Here is a 23237-nt window from a genome sequence, read left to right as displayed (position 1 = left end):
GGTCAGGCCTTCCGCAGGCTGACCAGCGTTCCACCCGCCCCCAGGATCAGCATGATCACCGCCTGCACCATGGTCTTGTACGAGACCTCGGCGCCGCCCCAGATGGAAGAACGCAGGAAGAGCAGGCCCGCCACGAGCAGCAGGGCGTAGATCCCGAGCATGACCTTCCGCGCCTTCTCGTTCGTCGCCGGCGTGTCCTGGGCGAAGATGCGGTCGTAGACGATCAGGCCCACGGCCGCGGCGATGTTGAGGGCCACGAAGATCAGCCAGAAGGTCCGCGCCACCGCGGCCGCGCCGGGCTGCCCCACCACGGGCTTGAGCATGGCGCCGTAGAGCGTGCCGCCGAGGCTCGAACCGATGAGGCTGCCGATCACGCCGTAGAGGAAGGCGTAGCCCATGTAGACGGCCTTCTTGTCCGCGGGCGCCACCAGGCCCACATAGCTGTAGTACTTCGGGTGGGCGGTCATCTCGCCGATGGCGAAGACCGAGAGGCCCAGGATGAACACCCAGATGTGCGTGGACGCGGCGAGACAGAGGAAGCCCAGCGTGCCGATGACGATGCCCGCCACCATGGTCGGCAGGGGGCGCAGGTTCTTCACGATCCGGCTCACGAGCACCTGCAGCAGGATGATGGTGCCACCGCTGATCACCGTGACGTGCTCGGCGTCGAACTTCAGGGGCACGCCGAAGGAGGCGAAGAAGGCGTTCACCGGGGCCGTGTCCACGAAGTCGCGCAGGTACCAGAGGACGGATCCGAAGGTCTGGAAGTAGAGGATCCAGAAGCCCGAGTAGACGACGATCATCAGCATGAAGCGCGCGTCGCCCAGCACCATGGCCGCGCCGTGCACGACTTCGCGGAAGCGCTTCGTGTTCTCGGGCCGCGGCGGATCCTTGAAGAGGAAGATCGCCGGCAGCATCATCGCCGCGCAGTAGGTGGCCGAGGCGATGAAGACGTAGCGCCAGGAGAAGCCCTTCAGCACGCTGACGGCGAGGGGCGCGAGGAAGGCGCCGATGTTGATCATCCAGTAGTAGATGCCGAAGCCGAATCCGGAATTCTCTTCAGTGGTGGTGCGCGCCAGGGTGCCCGAGATGATGGGCTTGAAGAGGCCGGCGCCCGTCGCCATCAGCAGCAGGGACGCGAAGACCGCCCCGTAGACCGTGACGCTGCCGGCGATGAAGTAGCCCGCCGTCATGATGGAGAAGGCGAAGAGCAGCATCCGCCGGTAGCCGTAGCGGTCCGCCAGGGCGCCGCCGGCGATGGGGATGACGTAGGTGAAGGCGTAGATCAGGCTCTGCAGGAAGCCCACCGACTGCTCAGTGAAGCCCAGGCCGCCCTCGGAGATCTTGTTGGTGAGGTAGACGGCGAGCACCGAATTGAGGCCGTAGTAGGCGGCCCGCTCGAAGAGCTCCATGACGTTCGCCAGCCAGAAGACGGGCGGGAAGGAGCGCAGCATTCCGGAGGAGCGTGACGTCGACATCCGCCGATTATACAGGACGAAGCGGTCATCCATGCCCCTAGAGAAACCGTCGGGGCCTATCCGCCCCCACGGAGGAAGCCCCGATGGAAACGGACCATGAAGGCCGCGGCCTCTTCGTCGGAATAACCCTCCAGACGAAGTTCCACGCGGTGGCGCGGCAAGTTCACGCTGCCCACGTGCTGATCGGCGAGGGGACAGAGGCGCAGCGTCCAGCATCGTCTTCCATCGGATGCGCCGAAGGTCCCGGCCTCCTCGATCGGCACGGATCCCACGGCCCCGGGCAGCAGGCGCAGGAACTCCGCGCGGCTGAGGCTCATCTCCAGGATCTCCAGATGCGCCATCTATCCGCCCGCCACCGGGGGCCAGATGGCCAGGGCCTCCCCCTCGACCAGCACCCGGCCGGAACGCTCGGTCGGTCCCACCCACACCCCATCCACCAGCACCATGGCGCATTGGGCCTCGGGAATGCCCTGGCGGCGGATGACCTCCTGCACGGTGGTGCCAGGCTCCAGTTCCAACTCCACGCGGTGCTGGACGCGCGCCTCGACGGGCAAGTGAGTCGCCAGGCTGGCGAACAGCTTGAGCGTGATCCTCATGCCACGCGGGGCCCGGCCGCGAGGTAGGCCTGCATGATCTGGGCGGGATCCTCCATCAGGCGCTGCTTCCACACGCCCAGCCGCACCCGCCCCTCGATGAGACCCCGCAGGGCGCCGATGTGATCGGAAAAGCCCACGCAGTTGGCCCCGATCAGGCGCTCTCCTTCGAACTGGAGATTCAGGTAGCGGAAGCGTGCCTCATCCAGCACCTCCGTGGATTCCCCGCCCGCCACGCCCTGCCACTCGCCGAAGGACGAGGACATCAGGCCGAGGGTGGTGAGCACGTTGAACACGAAACCGCCCTTGAACCGGGCGGGCAGCCCGGCCATGTTCAGCGCCGCGATGCGGCCCTGCTCCACGGCGTTGGGCTGGATGGCGTTGATCCGCCGCTGCCCGGTCAGGCAGTCCGCGGCCTCAGCCACGTCGCCAGCGGCGTAGATGCCCGGCACGCTGCTCTGCATCGTGGCATCCACGAGGATCCCGTGACCGATCTCGATGCCGCTGCCCTCCAGGAAGCCGAGGTTCGGATCGACGCCGACGACGCTGAGGTAGAGGTCCGCGGGCAAGGACCGTCCCTCCGGCAGGGCGACCCGAAGGGCGCCCTCCGCCGCCGAGATCCCCAGGGGCTGGGTGTGCGTGAGGATACGCACGCCCTTGCCCTCGCACCAGCGGCGGATCAGCCCGCTGGCCGTGGGATTCATCATCCGCCGCACCATGTAGCCGCTGCGGACGAGGATGGTGAGCTCGACCCCGCGCGACAGCAGGCCCTCCATGATGATGCAGCCCACGAAGCCCGCACCCATCTGCACGATGCGGGTGCCCGGCCGGGCCTGGGCCAGGATGGTGCGGGCATCCTCGAGGGTCCAGCAGCTGTGCACCCCCGGCAGGTCCATGCCCGGGATCTGCTCATGGCTGGGGCGGGATCCCGTGGCGATGAGCAGACGGTCGTAGGGCAGGCGCCGACCATCCTCCAGGCGGACCTGGCCCTGGGCCGCGTCGAGGGCCGTGTCGAGGGCCGTGTCGAGGCCTACCGCGCGGGCCTGCACCAGCTGGATGCGCAGGCGCGCGTAGTGGTCCGCGTCCTTCCGGATGTGAGTGCCCTCTTCGTCGATCTCACCCTTCAGCAGGTAGGGGATGGCCATGCGGGCATAGGGGGGGCCGGCCTCGCCGCAGAGCAGCGTGATCTCTGCGGCGGGGTCGGCCTTGCGCAGGGTTTCCGCAGCCACGACGCCGGCGGGCCCGCTTCCGATGATGAGGTGTCGCATGGGGATCAGCGCCGTTCACACGCCGAGACGCGTTCGCGTCTCGGCGGTAGGAACGCCCTCAGGCGTCCAACCCCGGACCCGGTAGTACTCCGGCAGCATCTGGGGCAGCTTCGAGACCGCGCCCTTCTGGGGCCCCGTCTTCGCGGGCTCCTTCAGGAGGCGGGGCGGCAGGGTGTCGTCCTTGCCCGTGAGGCCGGCGGCGAGGTTGAATTCGCGCTCCAGGTTCCAGATGCGCTCCCCGACCAGGAGCAGGCGCTCCTCGGACCAGTCGCCTTCGCAGGCGGCCTGGATCTGCGGCTGGATGTCCGAAAGCCCCCAGGCGAAGGTGGTGAAGAGGCAGAGGCCGCTGGAATCCACCACGGCCGTAAGGTCTTGGAAGGCCTTCAGCATGGCGGGCTTCCCCTCGGTGGCCTGGGGCTCCATCTTCACGGGGATGCCGAGCACCTCTGGAGACACCATGTAGCCGCGGAGGTGGCAGGCGCCGCGGTTGCTGGTGGCGTAGGCGAGACCCATGCCCTGCAGGCCGCGCCCGTCGTAGGCCGGGAACTCCTGGCCCTTGACGGTCATGGACAACTCGGGCCGCCCGTACTTCGCGCAGAGCCGCTTCGAACCCAGGCCGATCTCCTTCCCGAACCCTTCGCCCCGGGCCGTCAGTTCCGCCAGCTTGACCATGGCCTCGGTGGAGCCGAAGGGCAGCTCGAAACCCACCTGCTCCTTGGTCAGCAGGCCCAGTTCGTAGAGCTCCATCGCCGCGCCCACCGTGGCGCCGAAGGAGATGGGATCGAAGCCATCCTCGTTGCAAAGGAAGTTGGCGTAGGTGAGGGTCTCCAGATCCGAGACGCCGTTGGCGGCGCCCAGGGCCCAGGCGGCCTCGTACTCGACCCCACCGGAAGCCCCCTGGTACTGCGGCTTGTCCTGGATGCTGAAGTGGCTTGGATCCATGCGGGAGATGCGGCCACAGGCGATGGTGCAGCCGAAGCAGGCGCCGTTGGTGACCAGGTTGGCCTTGCCGTCAGTGGGCCGCTTCGTGTGCATGGCCTCGCCGGAAATGGCCTGGGCTCCCTCGAACTGGATGTCGCGGTGGTTGCGCGTCGGCAGCGCGCCCAGTTCGTTGATGACGTTCATGAGCACCTGGGTGCCGTAGGTCGGGAGCCCCTGCCCTGTCACGCCATTGGCCGCCAGTACCTGCTTTCCGGCTTCCGTGGCGCGCATGAAGGCCTCGGGATCGGCCATGGTATAGGCGTCGGTGCGGGTGCCGCGCACGGCCACCGCCTTGAGGTTCTTCGAGCCCATCACCGCGCCCACGCCGGATCGCCCCGCGGCCCGGTGCAGGTCGTTGACGATGCCGGCGTAGAGCACCCGGTTCTCGCCGGCCCGACCGATGGCCGCCACACGGATCTGGGGATCCTGATGGAAGCGCTTGAGCATCTCTTCCGTCTCCCAGACGGTCTTGCCCCACAGGTGGGCGGCGTCCACCAGCTCGGCCTTCCCGTCCTGGATGAGCAGATAAACGGGCTTGGGCGACGCACCTTCGAAGATCACCATGTCCCAACCGGCGAACTTCAGCTCGGCGCCGAAGTAGCCGCCGGAATTGGAACAGGCGATGGCGCCCGTGAGCGGGCCCTTGGTGACCACGGAGTAGCGCCCGCCGGTGGCGGCCATGGTTCCCGTGAGCGGGCCCGTCACGAAGATGAGCTTGTTCTTCGGGGAGAAGGGATCGACCTTCGGGTCGATCTCCGACACGAGGTATTTGGTGGCGAGGCCCCGCTGGCCCAGGTAGTCCTGGGCCCAGGCCAGATTCAGCGGTTCCGTGGTGCAGGAGCCGGTTTCAAGGTTCACGCGAAGGACGTTCTTGGTCCATGCCATGGCAGTCGCTCCTCACACCGTCGCCGGGTTGGTGTCGGTCTTGCCGGCCCACTGGCGCATCTTCCCGAATCCCGTCCAATCCGAATCCACGTAGGTGATGGCCCCCGTGGGACAGGCCTTCGCACAGGCGGGCGCGCCGCCGCAGAGGTCGCACTTCTGCACCTTGCCGGTCTGGGCCACATAGTTGATGGTCCCGAAGGGGCAGGCGATGGTGCAGACCTTGCAGCCGACACAGGTGGGTTCCAGCACGATCTTCGCGCCCGTCTCGGGATCGAGGCGGATCGCGTCCACGGGACAGGCCGTCATGCACCAGGCTTCGTCGCACTGGGTGCAGGTGTAGGGCACGAAGCGGCCTTCACGATGGAACGTGAAGACCTTGATGCGCGACTTGGCGACCGTGAAGCTGCGGTAGTTCTCCCAGGCGCAGGCCATCTCGCACTGCAGGCAGCCCGTGCACTTGTTGGGATCGAGGTGGAGGGACTTCTGCATGGCGGAACCTCCTCTGAACTGAAGCCTGTCAACGGTGTGGGGTGGTGTGCGGCGATGATCATAGATCGGATAACGGGGTGCGCAGCCCCTTTTCCATCGGCTTTTTTCAGGCGCTGGAAACGCAGGAAACAAGGCGTTTTTAGAAGCTTAAGCACAAGAGTCTCCGTCGCATTTCGAGCCACCTAGCCACCTCCATCAGACCGCTCCACGGCCCGAAACGCTTGTGGCGGCGGTTATTCGCGGGTGCAATGGAAGCTTCAAGGACACCCCATGAAAGCCATCTCCCTCCGCGTGGACGTCGACACCCTCGAAGGCTCGATCAAGGGCATTCCGACCCTGCTGCGCCTGCTGGACAAGCACCAGATGCGCGCCAGCTTCTACTTCAGCTTCGGGCCGGACAACAGCGGCAAGGCCATCCGGCGCATCTTCCGCAAGGGCTTCCTCGCCAAGATGCGGCGCACCAATGCCCCCAAGCTCTACGGCTTCAAGACCATGATGTACGGCGTGCTGCTGCCAGCCCCCATCATCTGGAAGCGCGCCGCCGCCGAGATGCGAGCCGCCAAAGAAGCGGGCCACGAGGTGGGCATCCACGGCTGGGACCACGTGCAGTACCACGATCTGCTGGACCGGAAATCCCGCCGCTGGCTGTCGGATTGGTACGCGAACGCCCATGAGGCCTTCAGCACCGTCTTCGGCGAAAAGCCCCTGGGCGCCGTCAGCCCCGCCTGGCGCTGCAACGACACCACCCTGGAGCTGCAGGACGTCTACGGCCTCACCTACGCCGGCGACTGCCGCGGCTTCGCGCCCTTCTACCCCATCGTGAAGGGACAGACACTGCGCACCCTCCAGATCCCCACCACCCTGCCCACCCTGGACGAGCTGCTGGGCCTGGACGGCCGCACCCCCGATCAGGTGAACCGCGAAGTGTGGGATCTGGTGCGCGAGGACGCCCTCAACGTCTACGCCCTCCACACCGAAGTGGAAGGCGGCGCCCTCTTCGAAACCTTCGACGCCTTCCTTACCGGCCTCAATGCCCGCGGCGTCCAGGCCCGCACCCACGCCGACTGGCTGCCCGAACTGCTGGCCGCGAATCCCCCCGCCAAGGAGATCACCCGCAGAGAGATCCCCGGTCGAGCCGGCTGGGTGAGTTGGGAAGGCTAGCCTTCGAGCATCCGAATGGCTTGTTCAGAAAAAAAGAAGAAGCCCGGCTCAGCCGGGCTTCTTCGCGGGGGTCTGGGGGGAGGCTCCATCTCCACGAGCCATCGGGCGAGTGGGAGCCACGCACAGCGTGGCGTCAGATGGAGGCGCGCAGCGCGGAACCCCCGGAGAACATCAAGCGTGTTGTTTCAACTTGTCCTTGCCGCCGAACCACTGGTCCCAGTACACCACCACGGGCGCGGCGATGTAGATGGACGAGTAGGTGCCGGTGATGACGCCGATGACCAGCGGGAAAGCCAGGTCTCGGAGGGCCGGACCGCCGAAGAGCCAGAGGCAGACCGAGACGAACAGCACGGACAGCGAGGTGAGGATCGTCCGGCCCAGGGTCTGGTTGATGGAATCGTTCACCAGCTTGGTGACGCTGACGCGGCGGTAATCCTGGCGGTGGCTGTTCTCGCGGATTCGATCGAACACCACGATGGTGTCGGCCATGGAGTAGCCCATCAAGGTGAGGAAGCTCGCCACCACGGGGACGTTGAACTCATAGCCGAAGGCCGCGAAGAGCCCCAGGGCCATGAGCAGATCGTGGACGAGAGCGACGATGCCGCCCACGGCGAAGCTCGCGGTGAACCGGAAGATCACGTAGGCCAGGATGGCCAGCATGGCGAGGCCGACGGCGGTGAGGGTCTTGGTGGTCCACTCGCCCGAAATGCTCGGCGAGAAGCTTTCGTTCTTGCGGATGCCCACGGCGCCGAGGCGGTAGGTCGTCTGCACCGTGTCCTTCACGGCCTGGGGCAGATCCTGGGGCAGCTCGCTGTAGGCGTGGTAAAGGCCCGAAGGCAGGCGATCGCGGGTGGCGATGACCTTGTCGGCCAGGGGCCCGTAGGTCGCGGTGAGGACGGCCTCGTCGTTGGCGACGTGCAGCGGGTTGGCCTTGGTCAGGGCGTCCGCCAGGGTCTTCGAACCTTCGAGGTTGAGGGCGGGCAGCGGGCTGCCGGCGGCCTCGGGATCCAGCTGCTTGAAGATGCCGCGCAGGATGTTGGCCTGGATGGTGCTGTCCTTCTGATCGCTGTCCTTGGCCGCCTTCACCTTCACGGAGAAGTCGCGGACAGACTTGTCCGAGTTTTCATAGGGCACCACGGTGGCATCGGCGAAGCCGTTCTTGGCCAGGGCCGCCCGGATGGTCTCGGGTTCCATGGCGCCGCGGAAGCGCACCGTCATGTCATTGCCGCCCACGAACTGCATGCCCAGATGGATCCGCTTGTTGTGCGTGAGGTTCCAGGGCTGCACGAAGAGCAGGCTGAGGACGATGATGCCCCAGCTGATGGCCAGCGCCTGTCCCTTGTACTTCATGAAGTCGAAGGAGGCACCCTTGAAGAAGGTGTGGATGCCCACAGACAGGGTCTTGGTGCCGGGATGCTGCTCCAGCACCCAGTCGTAGATGAAGCGGCTGATGTAGATGCTGGTGAACAGCGAGGCCACGACGCCCACGGTGAGGGTCACAGCGAAGCCCTTCACGGGGCCCGTGCCGAAGATGAAGAGCAGCAGCGCCGCGAAGAGCTGGGTCACGTGGCTGTCCACGATGGTCCAGAACACGCGGTCGAAGCCCGCGTCGATGGCGCCGGGCACACTCTTGCCCAGGGCCAACTCTTCCTTGATGCGCTCGAAGATGAGGATGTTGGCGTCCACGGCCATGCCCAGGGTCAGCACGAAGCCGGCGATGCCGGGCAGGGTCAGGGTGGCGCGGAAGGAGCCCAGCAGGCCCATCATCACGATGACGTTCACCGTCAGCGCGACGATGGCGTTGGCGCCGGACCAGCGGTAGAAGAAGACCATGAAGCCGATGATGGTGATGAAGCCCACCAGGGCCGAGGTCACGCCCGAGCGGATCGAATCCTGGCCGAGGCCGGGGCCCACGACGCCCTCTTCGAGGAACTTCATGGGCGCGCGCAGAGCGCCGCTGCGCAGCTGGCTGGCGAGATCGTCGGCCTCCTGCGCGGAGAAGCTGCCGCTGATGCGCACGGCACCGCCGATGATCTTTTCCTTGGCGCTGAGTTCGGTGACGATCTTGCGGTCCAGCACGATGGCGATGAGGCGGTTCTCTTCGGCCGCGGTGCCGGTCAGGCGCGCGAAGTCGTCATCGCCCTTCTTGTTGAGGGTGAAGTTGACTTCGTTGGCTTCGGTCTGCGAATTGGAGGCGCGGTGCGAATCGATGATGTCGGCGCCGTCCACCGCGACGCGGCTTTCCAGCAGCACCCAGCGGCTGATCTTCTCTTCGCCGGCCTTGGCCTTGACCACGGGCTGGCCCGCGCGGCGGGCCTGGCGCTCGCTTTCGATCTCGGGCAGCAGTTCGAATTCCTGGGGGATCTGTCCCTTGTAGGCGGCGAGCGCCTCGTCCTTCGACGCGAAGTAGATCTGGGGCGCCTTCGCGAGCAGGCGCTGTTCGAGCCGGCCCGGCGTGGACAGCAGGGCCTTGATGCGCTCGCGGTCACCTTCCTCGATGCCGGGGATCTCGACGACGATGCGGTTGCCTTCGGTGCCGCTGGCGGTGATCTCGGGCTCGAGCACGTTGGCGGGGTCGATGTCGCGGATGCGCTTCTCGATGACTTCCAGGGCCCGCTTGTTGGCGTCGTCCTTCAGCTGCTTCTGGTAGGTCTCCTTCTGGGTGAGGCGGAAACCGTCCCCATCCACCGCGACGACGTAGCCGGGGAAGAAGTCCTTGGCTACCTTCTCCACCGTCGCCTTCTGGTCGGGACCGGTGCCTTCCACGCGCAGGGAAGCGCCATCCACGCGCACCGTGGCGGTGGGGAGGCCCTTCTCGCGGAGGCGGGAGGCCAGGCGGTCCTTGCCATCGCGCAGATCGGCGGCGAGGGCCTCCTGGCCCTGGACCTCCAGCTCGAAGTGGACGCCGCCCCGAAGATCGAGGCCGAGCTTCACTTTGGAAAGGGGCAGGAAGAAGTATCCACAGCCGAACAGCACGGCCAGGACGATGACGAGGCGCCAGAGGCTCCGTTTGGTCACGGGGCGCTCCTTAAGGAAGCGGGCTGGCATCGGACGAACAAGGGCGCCGGCCCGGAAGGTCCAGGGAGATCAGTTCTTCTCGGTTTCGGGCTCGGTGGCCAGCGCAGCGACGGCCGTGCGACGGGCCTTCACCACGGAGCTGCCCAGCTTGACCCAGATGTGCTTGTCCTCGACGCGGTCGATGGTGGCGTAGAGGCCGGAGCTGAGCACCACTTCGTCGCCGGCCTTGAGCTTGGACAGGCGGGCCTCCATCTCCTTGCGGGCCTTGCTCTGGGGCCGGATGAGGAGGAAGTAGAACATGAGGCCCATGCCGCCGATGAAGATGAACTGGGTCCAGCCCGGAGGGCCGGCTGCGGGGGTCTGCTGAAACAGGGCGAAAGTCATTCAAGGCTCCTCGGTCAACCATCCGGCGCGTGTGGACTGGGCGAAGGCCGGAAACCGGTTCTCCAGCAGGGCCTGCCTCGCGGCTCGGGTGAGTTCCACAGTGTAGCTCAGGTTATGGATCGTGTTCAGCGTGAAGCCCAGCAGCTCCCCGCAGCGGAACAGGTGGTGGAGGTAGGCCCTTGAAAAGGTGCGGCAGGTGTAGCAGGCGCAGTCGGGGTCGAGGGGCCGGTCGGCCTCGCGATGCCGGGCGTTCTTGAGGTTGAGTCTGCCCTTGCTCGTGAGGATCCGCCCGTGGCGGGCCTCACGAGTCGGCAGGACGCAGTCGAAGAGGTCCACCCCGTGCTCGATGCCGAAGATCAGGTCTTCCGGCGTGCCCACGCCCATGAGGTAGCGGGGCCGGTCCGCGGGCAGCTCCTTCACGAATTCCGCCAGCACGGCGTTCATCTCCTCCTTGGGCTCGCCCACGCTGAGCCCGCCCACCGCAAAGCCTTGGAAGGGCGTCCTGGCGTCGAGTTCCAGGGCCTCCGCCAGGTGGCGCCGGCGCAGATCCAGATGGGTGCCGCCCTGGTTGATGGCGAAGAGCCCCTGGTAGGGCTGCAGGGGCACGGCCCGGCTGCGCGCCAGCCAGCGGGTGGTGCGGGCCATGCTGAATTCCAGCTTCGTGCGCTCCATGCGCCCCGGCGGGCATTCATCCAGCGCCATGCAGATGTCCGAACCCAGGTTGCGCTGGATCTCCATGCTGCGTTCCGGCGACAGGAACTGGGGGCTGCCATCCACGTGGCTTTGGAAGGTGACTCCGTCCTCGGTCATCTTCCGCATGGAAGCCAGGGAGAACACCTGGAACCCCCCCGAATCCGTGAGGATGGGTCCGTCCCAACCCATGAACCGGTGCAGGCCTCCCAGCCTGGCGACCAATTCATCGCCCGGCCTCAGCCCCAGGTGGTAGGTGTTGCCGAGGATCACCTGCGGACCGATGTCGCGCAGCTGCACGGGCGTGATGCCTTTCACCGTGCCTTGAGTGCCCACGGGCATAAAAGCCGGGGTCAACACCTCCCCGTGGCCGGTCCGAAAATGCCCTGCACGGGCGGGTTCTGCCTGGCCTCCGGACTCGCACCTGAATGTGAAATCCGAAGTTGTGATTTGGAGCATGGGCCAACCTGACTTTCTTAACAAGATTTAACAATTCCACCCTTTTGCCGGCTCAAAGGATGTTGCGGTATTCATGAAAAAACAGTGGAATGCCGTATCCACGGGGGCTTGCAACCAGCAACAAGGCTTGACCAACCGCTTCCCCTTTGCCATCTTAGCCGCTGGGCTCGCCCCAGTTCTTTACCCCAATCGTTGTGGCCGAACCAGTGTTCCCGCTGGCTCGGCTTGATTTTTTTCTTCCTGGATCTTTCAAGGGAGTCGCATGAGCAAAGATCCCCAGAAACCCGTTCCCGCCAAGCCGGCAACTCCCGAGTCGTTGGAGGACGCTGTATATCGCTCCTCTCTGTCGGCTGGGAACGATGCCATCAAGCGGGGCAACCCCTTGGTCACCATCCCGACGACGGTGGCCATGTACGCGCTCTTCGGATTCGTCGCCCTCCAGCTGGCGAAGCAGTCGTCAGTGGTCAAGGAGAAGCTGAAGACGGTGGGGATCGACATCTCGGAGCAGAAGCCCGACGATGCGCCGCCGCCGCCTCCTCCTCCCCCGCCGCCGCCGCCGCCGCCGCCGCCGCCGCCCATGGCCGCGGCCACCAGCAAGGCGGACACGACGCCCATCGATCCCCGGCAGGAAGTGGTGCCTGAGCAGGCGCCCAAGGAACTGCCGAAGACGGATCACTCGCTGGGCGGCGTTCCCGGTGGTGTTCCCGGTGGTGTTCCCGGTGGTGTGATCGGCGGTGTCGTCGGTGGCGTCGTCGGTGGCGTCGTCGGTGGCCAGGGCAAGGTGATCGACTTCGACTTCAGCCAAATCAAGGTGAAGTACCAGCCGCCTCCGCCGCCCTACCCCCCCCTCGCCAAGATCGCGAAGATCCAGGGCACGGTGGTGGTGGAAATCACCGTCGGACCTGACGGCGTGCCGACCTCGGCCGTGGCCAAGGAAGGTCCTCCCCAGCTCCGTCCCACGGCTGAATCCTATGCCATGCAGTGGAAATTCGAGCCTGCCATGCTGAACGGCGCGCCCCAGTACGCCCGCTTCAAGCTGACGATGCCTTTCCGCCTCCACTAGACTTCACCCTCACCCTGTCATCCACCATCTTTCTTCCCTCATAAGGAAATCTCATGAACCTGCTTTCCTCTCCCCTGGTGCTCGCTCTCGCCGAAGGCGGCCACGACAGCTTCTCTCCCGTCGAGCTCTTCAAGGCCGCTTCCCCCGCGAACAAGGGGATCATCATCATCCTCTTCATCCTGCTGGCCTATCAGATCTACGTGACCGTCGAGCGCTTCGTCACCTACGCGCAGAGCAACGCCGCCTCCGACAAGTTCCTCAAGCTCTTCATGGACACCCTCCGCCGCGGTGATTTCGAAGCCGCCAAGCGCGCCGCCACCACCCACAACAAGAGCCACGTCGCCCTCGTCCTCAAGCACGGCCTGGACATCTTCCAGTACGAGAAGCAGCTCAAGACCATGAACCCCAACCACGACGCCATCCAGCCCGTGGAGCGCGCCATCCAGCGCGGCACCGCCGAAGTCCTCGAGCTCCTCAAGAAGGGCATGAGCGGCCTGGCCACCATCGGCGCCCTGGCCCCCTTCATCGGCCTGCTCGGCACCGTGATCGGCATCATCAAGGTCTTCTCTGATCTGAAGACCAAGGGCGCTGGCGACATCAACGCGCTGGCCGGCTCCATCGGTGAGGCCCTCGCCACCACCGCTCTCGGCCTGATCGTCGCCATCCCCGCCGTGTGGATCTACAACCTGCTCACCAACAAGCAGGACGTGGTCGTCACCAACATCAACAATGCCGCTTCCCAGATGATCGACGAGTTCATCCGTCGCGAAAGCCAGAGCTAAGCAGACTTTCCACCCCGTCCGGGGGCGCAAGCCCCCGGGCCATTCAGAGGAGAACACACCATGGATGCAGGTGGTGGCAAGAAGGGTGGCGTTAAGTCCGACATTAACGTCACGCCCCTTGTGGACATCGTGCTGGTGCTGCTGATCATCTTCATCGTGATCACGCCCGCGGTGAATGACGCCGTGAAGCTGCCGTTGTCCAAGCACGCGCCCAAGGTCGAACAGCAGAATGAGGGTGGCGAGAAGTACCTCACCCTGATGCTGACGTCCAAGCGCAACGACAAGTACGAAGTCATCGGCCCGGGCCCCGTGCTCATCGACGACAAGGATGCCAAGGACCTCCGGTTCTTCATCGACAACGATGCCCAGCGCCAGAAGCTGGAGGACTTCATCAACCGCAACGTGAGCGCCCACATGGACAAGCGGGTGTTCATCAAGGCTGACGCCCAGCTCCCGTTCCGGTACATCAACGAGCTCTTCCAGTCCTGCCGGAAAGGTGGCGCCGACGAGGCGTCCATCGTCACCAGCGAAGACAAGAGCGAGAAGAAGGAAGGGGGTAACTGATGGATGCCGGTGGCGCCAAAGGCAAGCAAAAATCCGATATTAACGTCACCCCGCTGATCGACATCGTGCTGGTGCTGCTCATCGTCTTCATCGTGATGGTGCCTGGCCTCAGCAAGGCGATGAAGGTGGTGGTGCCCCAGGTCGTTCAGACCAGCGCCCCCCAGAAGCCCGATCCGAACAACATCCTGATCCAGATCGAGCAGGATGGGACGATCACCCTCCAGCAGGACAAGGTCGACGCCCAGGGCCTCAAGGACAAGCTGCCGGACGCCGTCCTGCTGCAGCCCTTGGGCTACCGCAAGGTCTTCCTGAAGGTGGATGAGGACGTCCAGTTCCAGTCCATGGTCGACGTCCTCGACGCCGTCCGGGTCGCCTCGGAAACGGCGAAGAAGAAGTCCCTCGAGCAGGTCGACAAGTTCCAGGGCCAGGATGGTGGCGACGTGAAAGTGGCCGTCTCCCTCCGGAAGCGCGCTGGCGCGGTCGCTCCGGTCAGCTAGGTTTATCCGTTTCACGAAAAGGGCCCCTCACGGGGCCCTTTTTCATATCTTCAAATACACGTCGGAGCCGATTTCAGGGGTTGTAGGCGCCCTGGGGCAGGTTCAGGCCCGCCGTGTGGAAGGCCGACTGCAGGGCCCCACCGCGGAAGGCACCGCGGTCCGCCGCCTCCAGGTGGTCCAGCAGATGGGACAGGTTGGCGCCGCTGGGCACCGTGGGCACGCCCAGGTCCGAGGCCAGCTGGGGCAGGGTCAGATCATCCAGGAAAGTGCCTTCCTCGCGCACCACGGCACCCCGCAGCGTGTACTGGTCCGTGGGCCCCGTGGTCGTGCGCAGGCTGGCGGAAGGTACCACGACGGCGTCCACCCAGTCGCCCCTTCCGCCCTTGGCATCCCGGTCGGCGTGGGCGGCGTATTTCAGATCCTCGCCGCAGAGCAGGCCCGCCACGGTGACGCTCTCCCCGAAGCTGAAGTTCTTCGCCGGAACGACGCGCAGCTGGCTGCCCACGGCGCGGTTCAGCTCCGCCGCCACGCGGCTGAGGGTGGGCGCGAAGCTCGAGCCCGTCAGCAGCAGTACGCGACGGCCTGCGAAGCCCTTGGCGCGCGGGCTCTTGATGAAGCGGCGGCTGTGCTCGAGGAAGCGCCGCACCAGGCCCACACCATTTTCCAGCTGGGCCCAGGAGCGCGAATAGAAGGCCCGGCCCGGCACCTCGATGCCCGCCCGGGTGAACCACTCGTCCGCCAGCAGCAGCCAGGGCTCACCGTCGTTCGCCTGGGCAAGGCGCCGCACTTGCGGTGTCCAGTGGGCCACCCAATCGCGGGCGAATTCGGGGCCCACGTCCTGCACGCTGGGCAGGTTCTCGCGATGAGCCGTGAGGCCCACGGGCACGCAGGACAGGCTCAGCACGCTGCCCCGCCCTTCCCTGCGGCGGGCCCAGAGATCGTCCAGCGTGCGCTGCCAGATCTCGCCATCGTTGAGGCCCGGCGCCACCACCGCCTGGGTGTGGACATCGATGCCGCCCGCCAGGAGGCGGTCGATCTTGCGGAGGATGTCGCCCTCGCGGGGATTGCCGACCACCTTCACCCGAGCCACCGGATCCGTGGCGTGCACGGACACGTGGATGGGGCTCAGCCGCTCGCGCACGATGCGGTCCAGCTCGGCGTCGTCGCTGCTCGAGAGCGTCGTGAAGTGCCCGTAGAGGAAGGACAGGCGGACGTCCTCGTCCTTGAGGTAGAGCGACTTGCGGAAGCCCTTGGGCATCTGGTGCACAAAGCAGAACACGCAGTTCTGCTTGCAGACCTTCACCTCATCCTGGGCCAGGTCCACGCCGATGCCCTCGCCGCCGTTCTCCACGAAGGCCTCGAAGGTGCTGCCGTCCGGCCGCTGCAGGACGAGGTCGGCCTCATCCTCGCGGGTGATCAGGTACTGGTAGTTCAGCTGGTCCAGCACCGCCTCGCCGTGGATCTCCAGCAGTGTGTCGCCGGGGCGGATCCCCGCCTCCTCGGCGAGACTGCCGGGTTCGACCGCAATGATCTGAACGCCTTTCTGGGCCAAGGCAAATCCCCCCGACCTTCCAGTCTGGGGGGATTTGGTTGACCGGGCAAGTCAGGATTAGAACAACAAGCCCAGCCCAGAGCCCAAAGACGGGGATTAATAAGAAGAAGCCCAGCTCAGCCGGGCTTCTTCGCGGGGGCCCGGGGGTGTGCGCGCAGCGCGCCACTAGATCCTTGCGGCGCATGCGCTGCAAGGGGAACCCCCGGACAGCATCAGGCCGTGGTCTTCGCCTGCTTCCTTGCCTCGACCACCTTGTCGGCATCCCGCCCGATCAGCTCCTGCAGGTGGTGGAACGCCCAGGTGAAGGAACCGACACCCATGGTGAGGCTGCGGAGTTCCACCACCACGTCCCCCATCTCGGCCTGGGGGATGTAGGCCGACACCACGTCCCAGCCCGTCCAGCCGGGCCTGGCGTCAAAGCCGAGCACCTGGCCGCCGCGCCTTCCGGTGACGAGGCGCTGGGCCTTGGGCGTGAACTCGCTGGGCACGCAGATGTTCACCTCGCAGATGGGTTCCAGCAGCACCGGATGGCAGACATTGCCGGCCTCGGTCATGCCGATGCGGGCGGCGGTCTTGAAGGCCATGTCGGAGCTGTCCACCGTGTGGTAGCTGCCGTCCACCAGGGCCACGTAGATGTCGACGACGGGAAATCCCAGGGGGCCGCGCTTCATCCAGTCCACGATGCCGTGCTCCACGGCGCCGAAGAAGTTCTTGGGCACCACGCCACCCACGATCTTCTCTTCGAATTCGAAGCCTTCACCGCGCTGCCTCGGCTTCACCTCCAGCCACACGTCGCCGAACTGGCCGTGGCCGCCGGTCTGATGCTTGTGGCGGCCGTGCACCTTGGCGGCCTTCGTGAAGGTCTCCCGGTAGGGAACCATCGGCGGGTGCTGCAGCACATCGAGGCCGAAGCGGCTCTTGAGCCGGTCCAGCGCACACTTGAGGTGCACCTCGCCCTGACCCCAGAGGATGCGCTCCTGGGTCTCGGCGTTCTGCTCCACCTGCAGGGAGGCGTCCTCCTCGCAGAGCTTCTGCAGGGCCAGCGAGAGCTTCACATCGTCACCGCTCTTGGTGGTGTGCAGGCTGAGGGCCAGCATGGGCTGGAGCGGTTCGGGCCAGGCCAGCTCAACCTTCGCGGCCGGGGTGAGCGCTTCGCTGGTCTTCACCTCATCCATGCGCCCCAGGGCCACGACCTCGCCCGCGGTGGCCTTCTGCTGCTTGATCTGCTGGGCGCCGAAGAGCTTGTTGATGCCGCTGATGCGGTTCCCGGCCATGGAGGCGCCGTCCACCACCTCGCCGCGCCACACGCGGGAGATGCTCAGCTTGCCCACATGCTGCGCGTGGACCGTCTTGAAGACCTGCACGAGGGCATCCTTGCCTTCGGGGATGCCGAGGCGGGCCGCCGTGGCATCCACACGGGGCGCCTCGTCACAGAGGGCCTGGAAGAGGCGGCGCACGCCGGAATCCCGGTCGGCCGAGCCGAAGAGCACGGGCACCAGCAGGTCCTCCTGCACATCCTTGGCGAGATCCTCGCTGACCTCCTCCAGGGGCGGCACCACGTCGCTGAGCAGTTCCTCCATGAGGTGATCGTCGAAGTCGGCGAGCTTTTCCAGCATGAGCTGGCGGGCCTCGTGCTCCTCGGGCAGGACGGATTCCGGCAGCTGCATAAGGTCCGCGTCCTTGCCGGCTTCGTACTTGTAGGCGTGCTCGCTGATGAGGTCGACGTAGCCCGTGACCTGGTCGCCTTCGCGGATGGGGATCTCCACCAGCACGAGGGGGCGCTCGGATACCACCTGCAGGGCGTTGAGCACGTCCTTCAGCTTCCCGGCGCTGCCGGCGGCCTCCATCTTGTTGATGAAGACCACGTGGGGCACCTTGTGATCGTCGAGGAACTTGAGGGTGGGCGCCACCATGAGGGCGCGGTTGGGGTCGGGATCGCAGACCACCACGGCGATGTCGGCGGCCATCAGGGCGTGGGCCGTCTCCTGGCTGAATTCGACCGACCCGGGGCAGTCGATGAGGGTCCAGGCCTCACCCTGGTACGAACAGGCCGCAAGGCTGGCCTCGACGCTCATCTGGCGGGCCTTGGCCTCCATGGACGCATCGCCGACGGTGTTTCCCTCCTTGACGGAGCCCTTACGCGGCAGCGCGCCTGCCACGAAGAGAAGACTCTCCATCAAGGAGGTCTTTCCGGAGAGGTAGGGACCCACGATGGCCGCTACGCGTGGAGTTGACTGAGAATTTCCGCTCACAGTGCCTCCTGATTGTCTGGTTCCGATGTGGACCGACCCAAGTGTTCCGACGTTGTTACACGCTGGCAACAGCGAAAAAAAGCCGCCCGGGAAAAGGCGGCTTAAGTCACAAAATGGCGAGGGTTGAAACTAATTGCGCAGGGGCTTGCCCGTCTTGAGGATGGCGTCCATGCGGGCCTGGGTCTTTTCATAGCTGCACAGGCGGGCGAAGGCCTGGCGTTCCAGTTCGAGGATGCGCTCCTCGCTGATCTCCTGGACCGGGCTCACGTCGCCACCCGTGAGGATGGTCGCCAGTTCGCCCATGATGATGCCGTCGTGCTCGCTGGCGAGGCCCTGCAGCTTGAAATCCCGCACGGCGAAGTTGAGGGCCTCGGCGCCGCCGCGGCCCGGCAGGCGCAGGGTGCGCTCCTTCACGGGCTGGAAGTCCGCGGCCATCTTGAGGACTTCCTGCTTGGCCTCGTTCAGGAGGAAGGCCTTGTTCATCACGCGGCGGTCCGTGCGGCGCAGGTAGCCGTTGCGCTGGGCCTCGTCGAAGCTGGTGTGCACGGTGGCGGTGCCGATGCCCTGGAAGCTGGCCTTCACCTTGGGCATGGGGCCCAGCTCGCCCTTGGCCGCCATGGCGTCTTCCATCCTCAAAAGCATCTGCAGGCAGCCGCCGCCCGCGGGGATGACGCCCACGCCCACTTCCACCAGGCCGATATAGAGCTCGGCGTGGCCCACCACGCGCTGGCAGGCCATGGACATCTCGCAGCCGCCGCCCAGGGCCAGGTTGAAGGGCGCCGCCACCGTCGGGAACGGCGCGTAGGTGAGCATGCGGCCCGCGTACTGCAGGCGCCTCGCCACTTCCTCGATCAGATCGAACTGCTTGTCCTTGGCGGCATTCAGCACCATCACCAGGTTGGCGCCGGCGCTGAAGTGCTGCCCCTGGTTGCCCACCACCAGGCCCTTGAAGCGTCCCGGCACGTGCTTCTGCACGGTGTCTTCCATGAGGCCGATGATGCCGTCGTCCAGCGCGTTCATCTTGCTGCGGAAGGCGAGGCAGGCCACATCGTCGCCGAGGTCGATGAGCTGGCAGCTGCCGTTCTCCGCCACGACTTTGCCCTTGCCCTCCTCGCGCTTGAGGATGATCACCCGCTTGTCTTCGAGGATCGCGTCGAAGGCCAGCGTCTTCGGGTTCAGCTGGGCCACGGGGACGCCGTGCTCCCAGCGGTAGAAGCTGGTGATGCCTTTGGCGAGCATCTGCTCCACGAGAGGCGGAAGGGGCTGCTCCTCGAACCTCATGCGGGCCGCGACGCGCTCCACGCCGAGCGTGTCCCACAGTTCGAAGGGCCCCAGCTCGAAGGCGAAGCCGTTCTTGATGGCGCGATCCACGTTCAGGGGGCCGTCCGTCACCTCGCCCAGGCGGTTCACCGCGTAGGTGAGGTTGGGCGCGATGCAGCGCCAGGCCAGGCGGCCCGCTTCGGTATCGCTGGTGAGCAGCGTCTTCACCTTTTCCGCAGGATCGTCGATGCCCTTCAGTTCCTTCAGAATCGGCCAATCCTTCTTCACCTGCGGGACGTACTCGCGGGTATCGGGATCGATGGCGAGGAAGGTCTTCTTGCCCTTGGCGTCCTTGGGGCCCTTCTTGAAAAATCCCTGCTTCGTCTTGTTGCCCAGCAGCTTGTTGTCCAGCATCCACTGGAGGAACTCGGGGAACTTGAAGACGTCGCGCACCTCGTCGTTGGGGCACAGGTCGTAGACGTTCTTCGCGGTGGCGGCGAGGATGTCCACGCCCGCCAGATCCGCCGTGCGAAATGCGGCGCTCTTGGCGCGGGCCGCGGCATCGCCCAGCACCAGGTCCAGCACCTCGAAGGGGATCTTCTCGGCCAGGGCCAAGTGCATCGTGGCCATGATGCCGTGGATGCCGATGCGGTTGCCGATGAAGGTGGGGCTATCAAAAGCGGGCACCACCTCCTTGCCGAGGCCTTCTTCCAGCCAGGTGCGGAAGGCCTGGGCCTCGGCCTCATCGACCTCGGGGCCCTTCACGAATTCCAGCAGGCGCAGATAGCGCACGGGATTGAAGAAGTGGGTGATGACGAAGTGCTTTCGGAAGGCGTCGCTGCGGCCTTCCACCAGCAGCTTGAGCGGGATGCCCGAGGTGTTCGAGCTGATCCAGGCACCGGCCTTGAGCTTGGGCTCCAGGCGACCGTACAGCTCGCGCTTGATGGCCAGATCCTCCTTCACCACCTCCACCACCCAGTCGCAGTCCGACAGGCGATCCAGGTGATCCCGCAGGTTGCCCGGACGGATCTTCTTCAGGAACGAAGCGTGCATGGCCAGCGCGGGCTTGGACTTCGCCAGCGCGGCCAGCGCCCCTTCGGCCAGTTTGTCCGGCGCCGCCTCGTCGATGACGATGTCCAGCAGCTCCACCTGACAGCCCGCCGACGCCACATGCGCCGCGATTCCCGAGCCCATCACACCCGAACCCAGTACGCCGATCTTTTTGATATTCATGTCCAACCTCCAGTCTCGTGTCGTGTGGTTGGATCAAATCTTTTCGATGATGGACGCGATGCCCTGGCCGCCGCCGATGCACATGGTGGCGATGCCGTACTTGCCACCGTCGGTTTCAAGGCGGTTGAGCAGGGTGGTGAGGATGCGCGCGCCGCTGGCGCCGAGGGGGTGGCCCACGGCGATGGCGCCGCCCCAGGCGTTCACCTTGGCGGGGTCGTAGCCGCCTTCGCGGATCACGGCGAGGCTTTGGGCGGCGAAGGCTTCGTTCAGTTCCATGGCATCGATCTGATCCAGCTTGAGGCCGAAGCGGTCCAGCGCCTTCTTCACGGCGGGCACGGGGCCGATGCCCATGCGGTCGGGCTCGACGCCCGCCACGGCGCCGCCGAGGATGCGGGCGCGGGGCTTCAGGCCGAGCGACTTGGCCAGGCCTTCTTCCATCACCAGCAGGAAGGCCGCGCCGTCGGTCACGGGCGAGCTGTTGCCCGCCGTGACGTTTCCATCCACCAGGAAGGCCGCCTTCAGCTCACCCAGCTTCTCCAGGCTGGTGTCGGCGCGGACGCACTCGTCCTGCTGCAGGGTGACGGGCTTGCCGTCGAGGCCCTTGGTCTCGAAGCGCACCACTTCCCGTTCGAACTTTCCGGCCTTCCAGGCCGCGGCGGCCTTCTGGTGGCTGTTGAAGGCGAACTCATCCTGATCCCGGCGGCTGATCTTGTATTCCTTCGCCAGGTTCTCGGCGGTGATGCCCATGGAGCAGTAGGCCTCGGGATAGTGCTCGCTGATGTAGGGGTCCACGCTGGGGTTGAAGCCCATCATGGGCACCTTGGACATGCTTTCCACGCCGCCCGCGAGGAAGAGGTCACCCTGGTTCGTCATGATGGCCCGGGCCGCCATGAGCATGGCCTCCTGGCTGCTGCCGCAGAAGCGGTTGATGGTGGCCGCGCCCGCCGTGATGGGCAGGCCGGCGCGGAAGCTGATGAGGCGGGCCATGTTCATGCCCTGTTCGCCCTCGGGCATGGCGCAGCCCACCAGCACATCCTCCAGACCCGACCAGTCCTTCAGCAGGGGCTTGATCGTTTCGAGCACGGCGGCGCCGAGGGCTTCGGGCCGGGTGGCGGCGTAGGCGCCCTTGATGCCCCGACCGATGGGCGTGCGCTTGGCTTCGACGATGACGGCAGATCGCATGGGTCCTCCAAAATGGGAAGGGGATGTCTTGGTTTTTTAGGAGCCTAGCATCCGCTGAGACCGGCGTAAGCACTTACCGTGGGTCATGCACACCTACCAGGGGTCAGCGGAACCTCCGGCCGCCCCTCTATGGGCGGAGATCCCGCTGCGATATCGCTGGCCTCGCGTTCCCAGGGATCTCCCTCGGTCGCTGCGAGGTCCATGTCCATGCGGGCCCGCGGACCGCAGGCCCTTTCCCAAGGACCGCTCGCAGGGAGGAACCCATCAGCCTTTCGGCATCAGCGTCGAAGGAACGAACCTTTCAGGCCCCCCGATCCGGGCGAAAACAAGGCCGGTTTTCATGCCTCCACATACGCAGAAGTTCCCCGCGAATGAATGTGTAAAATCTGTAGCTCCAGGCCTTTTACAAGAATTTTATGCACCGATCTCTTGCGCGAATGTTTCAAATTCCAGTCAAGATGGGTAAGACCTACGGGATACCACATGGCCGCCCCCTTCGCCCACGACCTGGAACCGCTTCTCGCCGAATGCCGAAAGGTGATCGTGGGGCAGCCGCAATTGCTCAATCGCCTCCTGGTGGCCCTGCTCTGCCGCGGCCACGTGCTGCTGGAAGGCCTGCCGGGCCTGGCGAAGACGCGCACCATCAAGACGCTGGCCGCAGCCAGCCACACCAGCTTCAACCGCATCCAGTTCACGCCGGACCTCCTGCCCAGCGATGTGGTGGGCACGCTCATCTTCGATCCCAAGCAGCTCACCTTCACCCCGAAGCGGGGCCCCATCTTCGCCAACCTGGTGCTCGCGGACGAGATCAACCGCGCGCCGTCGAAGGTCCAGGCCGCGCTGCTGGAGGCCATGGAAGAACGCCAGGTCACGCTGGGCGATGAAAGCTTCCGGCTGCCCGATCCCTTCCTCGTGCTGGCCACCCAGAACCCGCTGGAACAGGAGGGCACCTTCCCCCTGCCCGAGGCGCAGATGGACCGCTTCCTCTTCAAGCTCCGGGTGGACTACCCCAAGCAGGAGGAGGAGGTCGAGGTGCTCCGCCGCGCCCACCTGAACGGCGACGACGTGCGCCCGGTGGTGGATGCCACCAGCCTTCTGGCCGCCGGCCGCGAGGCCCAGCAGGTGCGCCTCGACGAGGCCATCCGCGGCTACATCGTGCGGCTCGTGCAGGCCACGCGACCCGGCCACGGCAAGGTCTGGAAGGGCAAGGAACTGCTGCGCTGCGGCGCCAGTCCCCGGGCCTCCCTGTCGCTCCAATCCTCCTCGCGCGCGCTGGCCTTCCTGCAGGGCCGCGATCACGTGCTGCCTCAGGACGTGGTGGACCTCGCGCCCGACGTGCTGCGCCACCGCATGTTGCTCACCTTCGAAAGCGAGGCCGACGGCGCCACCACCGACCAGGTGATCGCCCAGCTGCTTCAGGCCGTTCCCCGGCCCTGACCAGGGCCC

At 65.8% G+C, this 23237-nt stretch carries 19 protein-coding genes; 6 read left to right on the top strand and 13 right to left on the bottom strand.

All coding sequences use genetic code 11. The features are described from left to right. Positions 1–2: 2 nt before the first annotated feature. The 6 genes from QSJ34_RS01565 to QSJ34_RS01540 are packed head-to-tail and all read right to left on the bottom strand — an operon-like array spanning position 3 to position 5694. Positions 3–1478, bottom strand: a complete 1476-nt coding sequence (locus QSJ34_RS01565; protein WP_285569387.1) for an MFS transporter — start codon at positions 1476–1478, stop codon at positions 3–5. Between the two features lie 56 nt (positions 1479–1534). Next, a complete protein-coding gene (locus QSJ34_RS01560) occupies positions 1535–1819 on the bottom strand; it encodes a hypothetical protein (protein WP_285569386.1) in 285 nt (94 codons plus the stop codon). Continuing rightward, a complete protein-coding gene (locus QSJ34_RS01555) occupies positions 1820–2074 on the bottom strand; it encodes a MoaD/ThiS family protein (RefSeq protein WP_285569385.1) in 255 nt (84 codons plus the stop codon). Beyond that, entirely contained in the window at positions 2071–3339 is a 1269-nt protein-coding gene (locus QSJ34_RS01550; protein ID WP_285569383.1) for an NAD(P)/FAD-dependent oxidoreductase, read from the bottom strand. Before QSJ34_RS01550 ends, QSJ34_RS01555 begins: the two co-directional genes overlap by 4 nt. 15 nt (positions 3340–3354) lie before the next feature. Then, on the bottom strand, positions 3355–5205 hold the full coding sequence (locus QSJ34_RS01545; protein ID WP_285569380.1) for an aldehyde ferredoxin oxidoreductase family protein: 1851 nt from the start codon (positions 5203–5205) through the stop codon (positions 3355–3357). 12 nt (positions 5206–5217) lie between these two features. Further along, complete coding sequence (locus QSJ34_RS01540; protein ID WP_285569377.1) at positions 5218–5694, bottom strand: 4Fe-4S dicluster domain-containing protein; 477 nt, start codon at positions 5692–5694, stop codon at positions 5218–5220. A 270-nt stretch (positions 5695–5964) separates the two neighbouring features. Here QSJ34_RS01540 and QSJ34_RS01535 point away from each other — a divergent pair, with 270 nt between their 5' ends. Then, a complete protein-coding gene (locus QSJ34_RS01535) occupies positions 5965–6855 on the top strand; it encodes a polysaccharide deacetylase family protein (RefSeq protein WP_285569374.1) in 891 nt (296 codons plus the stop codon). Positions 6856–7026: 171 nt separating this feature from the next. Here QSJ34_RS01535 and secD read toward each other — a convergent pair whose 3' ends face one another. The 3 genes from secD to tgt form a co-directional block, all read right to left on the bottom strand. Beyond that, a complete protein-coding gene (gene secD, locus QSJ34_RS01530; protein WP_285569371.1) occupies positions 7027–9873 on the bottom strand; it encodes a protein translocase subunit SecD in 2847 nt (948 codons plus the stop codon). Between the two features lie 69 nt (positions 9874–9942). Continuing rightward, positions 9943–10257: a preprotein translocase subunit YajC gene (yajC, locus tag QSJ34_RS01525; protein ID WP_285569368.1), complete on the bottom strand. Its 315-nt coding sequence runs from the start codon at positions 10255–10257 to the stop codon at positions 9943–9945. Then, positions 10258–11397 carry a tRNA guanosine(34) transglycosylase Tgt gene (gene tgt, locus QSJ34_RS01520; RefSeq protein WP_285571567.1) on the bottom strand — a complete coding sequence of 380 codons (1140 nt, stop codon included), beginning with the start codon at positions 11395–11397 and terminating at the stop codon, positions 10258–10260. A 271-nt stretch (positions 11398–11668) separates the two neighbouring features. On the opposite strand from tgt, the gene QSJ34_RS01515 reads away from it, so the two are divergent. Genes QSJ34_RS01515 through QSJ34_RS01500 form a run of 4 tightly spaced genes read left to right on the top strand, consistent with a single transcriptional unit; the run spans position 11669 to position 14312 of the window. Further along, on the top strand, positions 11669–12469 hold the full coding sequence (locus QSJ34_RS01515; protein ID WP_285569365.1) for an energy transducer TonB: 801 nt from the start codon (positions 11669–11671) through the stop codon (positions 12467–12469). Positions 12470–12522: 53 nt separating this feature from the next. After that, positions 12523–13251, top strand: coding sequence for a MotA/TolQ/ExbB proton channel family protein (locus QSJ34_RS01510; RefSeq protein ID WP_285569363.1), 729 nt, complete (start codon positions 12523–12525; stop codon positions 13249–13251). A 60-nt stretch (positions 13252–13311) separates the two neighbouring features. Continuing rightward, positions 13312–13815 (top strand): ExbD/TolR family protein, encoded by a 504-nt coding sequence (locus tag QSJ34_RS01505; protein ID WP_285569360.1) that lies wholly within the window; start codon positions 13312–13314, stop codon positions 13813–13815. After that, complete coding sequence (locus QSJ34_RS01500) at positions 13815–14312, top strand: ExbD/TolR family protein (RefSeq protein ID WP_285569359.1); 498 nt, start codon at positions 13815–13817, stop codon at positions 14310–14312. Before QSJ34_RS01505 ends, QSJ34_RS01500 begins: the two co-directional genes overlap by 1 nt. 73 nt (positions 14313–14385) lie before the next feature. Here the strand turns inward: QSJ34_RS01500 and QSJ34_RS01495 are convergent, their stop codons facing one another. The 4 genes from QSJ34_RS01495 to QSJ34_RS01480 form a co-directional block, all read right to left on the bottom strand. Then, the gene (locus QSJ34_RS01495; protein ID WP_285569357.1) at positions 14386–15864 is read right to left on the bottom strand and encodes a DUF512 domain-containing protein; all 1479 of its coding nucleotides are present in this window, start codon (positions 15862–15864) and stop codon (positions 14386–14388) included. Between the two features lie 212 nt (positions 15865–16076). Next, positions 16077–18116, bottom strand: a complete 2040-nt coding sequence (locus tag QSJ34_RS01490) for an elongation factor G (protein WP_285569354.1) — start codon at positions 18114–18116, stop codon at positions 16077–16079. Positions 18117–18245: 129 nt separating this feature from the next. Beyond that, the gene (locus tag QSJ34_RS01485; protein WP_285569352.1) at positions 18246–20609 is read right to left on the bottom strand and encodes a 3-hydroxyacyl-CoA dehydrogenase/enoyl-CoA hydratase family protein; all 2364 of its coding nucleotides are present in this window, start codon (positions 20607–20609) and stop codon (positions 18246–18248) included. Between the two features lie 33 nt (positions 20610–20642). Beyond that, entirely contained in the window at positions 20643–21791 is a 1149-nt protein-coding gene (locus QSJ34_RS01480) for a thiolase family protein (RefSeq protein ID WP_285569351.1), read from the bottom strand. Positions 21792–22274: 483 nt separating this feature from the next. On the opposite strand from QSJ34_RS01480, the gene QSJ34_RS01475 reads away from it, so the two are divergent. Then, positions 22275–23228, top strand: a complete 954-nt coding sequence (locus tag QSJ34_RS01475) for an AAA family ATPase (protein WP_285569349.1) — start codon at positions 22275–22277, stop codon at positions 23226–23228. The last annotated feature ends 9 nt before the right edge of the window (positions 23229–23237 follow it).

Origin of the sequence: Geothrix limicola (assembly GCF_030268085.1) — a bacterium.
GTDB classification, from domain to species: Bacteria; Acidobacteriota; Holophagae; order Holophagales; family Holophagaceae; genus Geothrix; species Geothrix limicola.
This window is presented reverse-complemented; position numbering and strand designations above follow the sequence as displayed.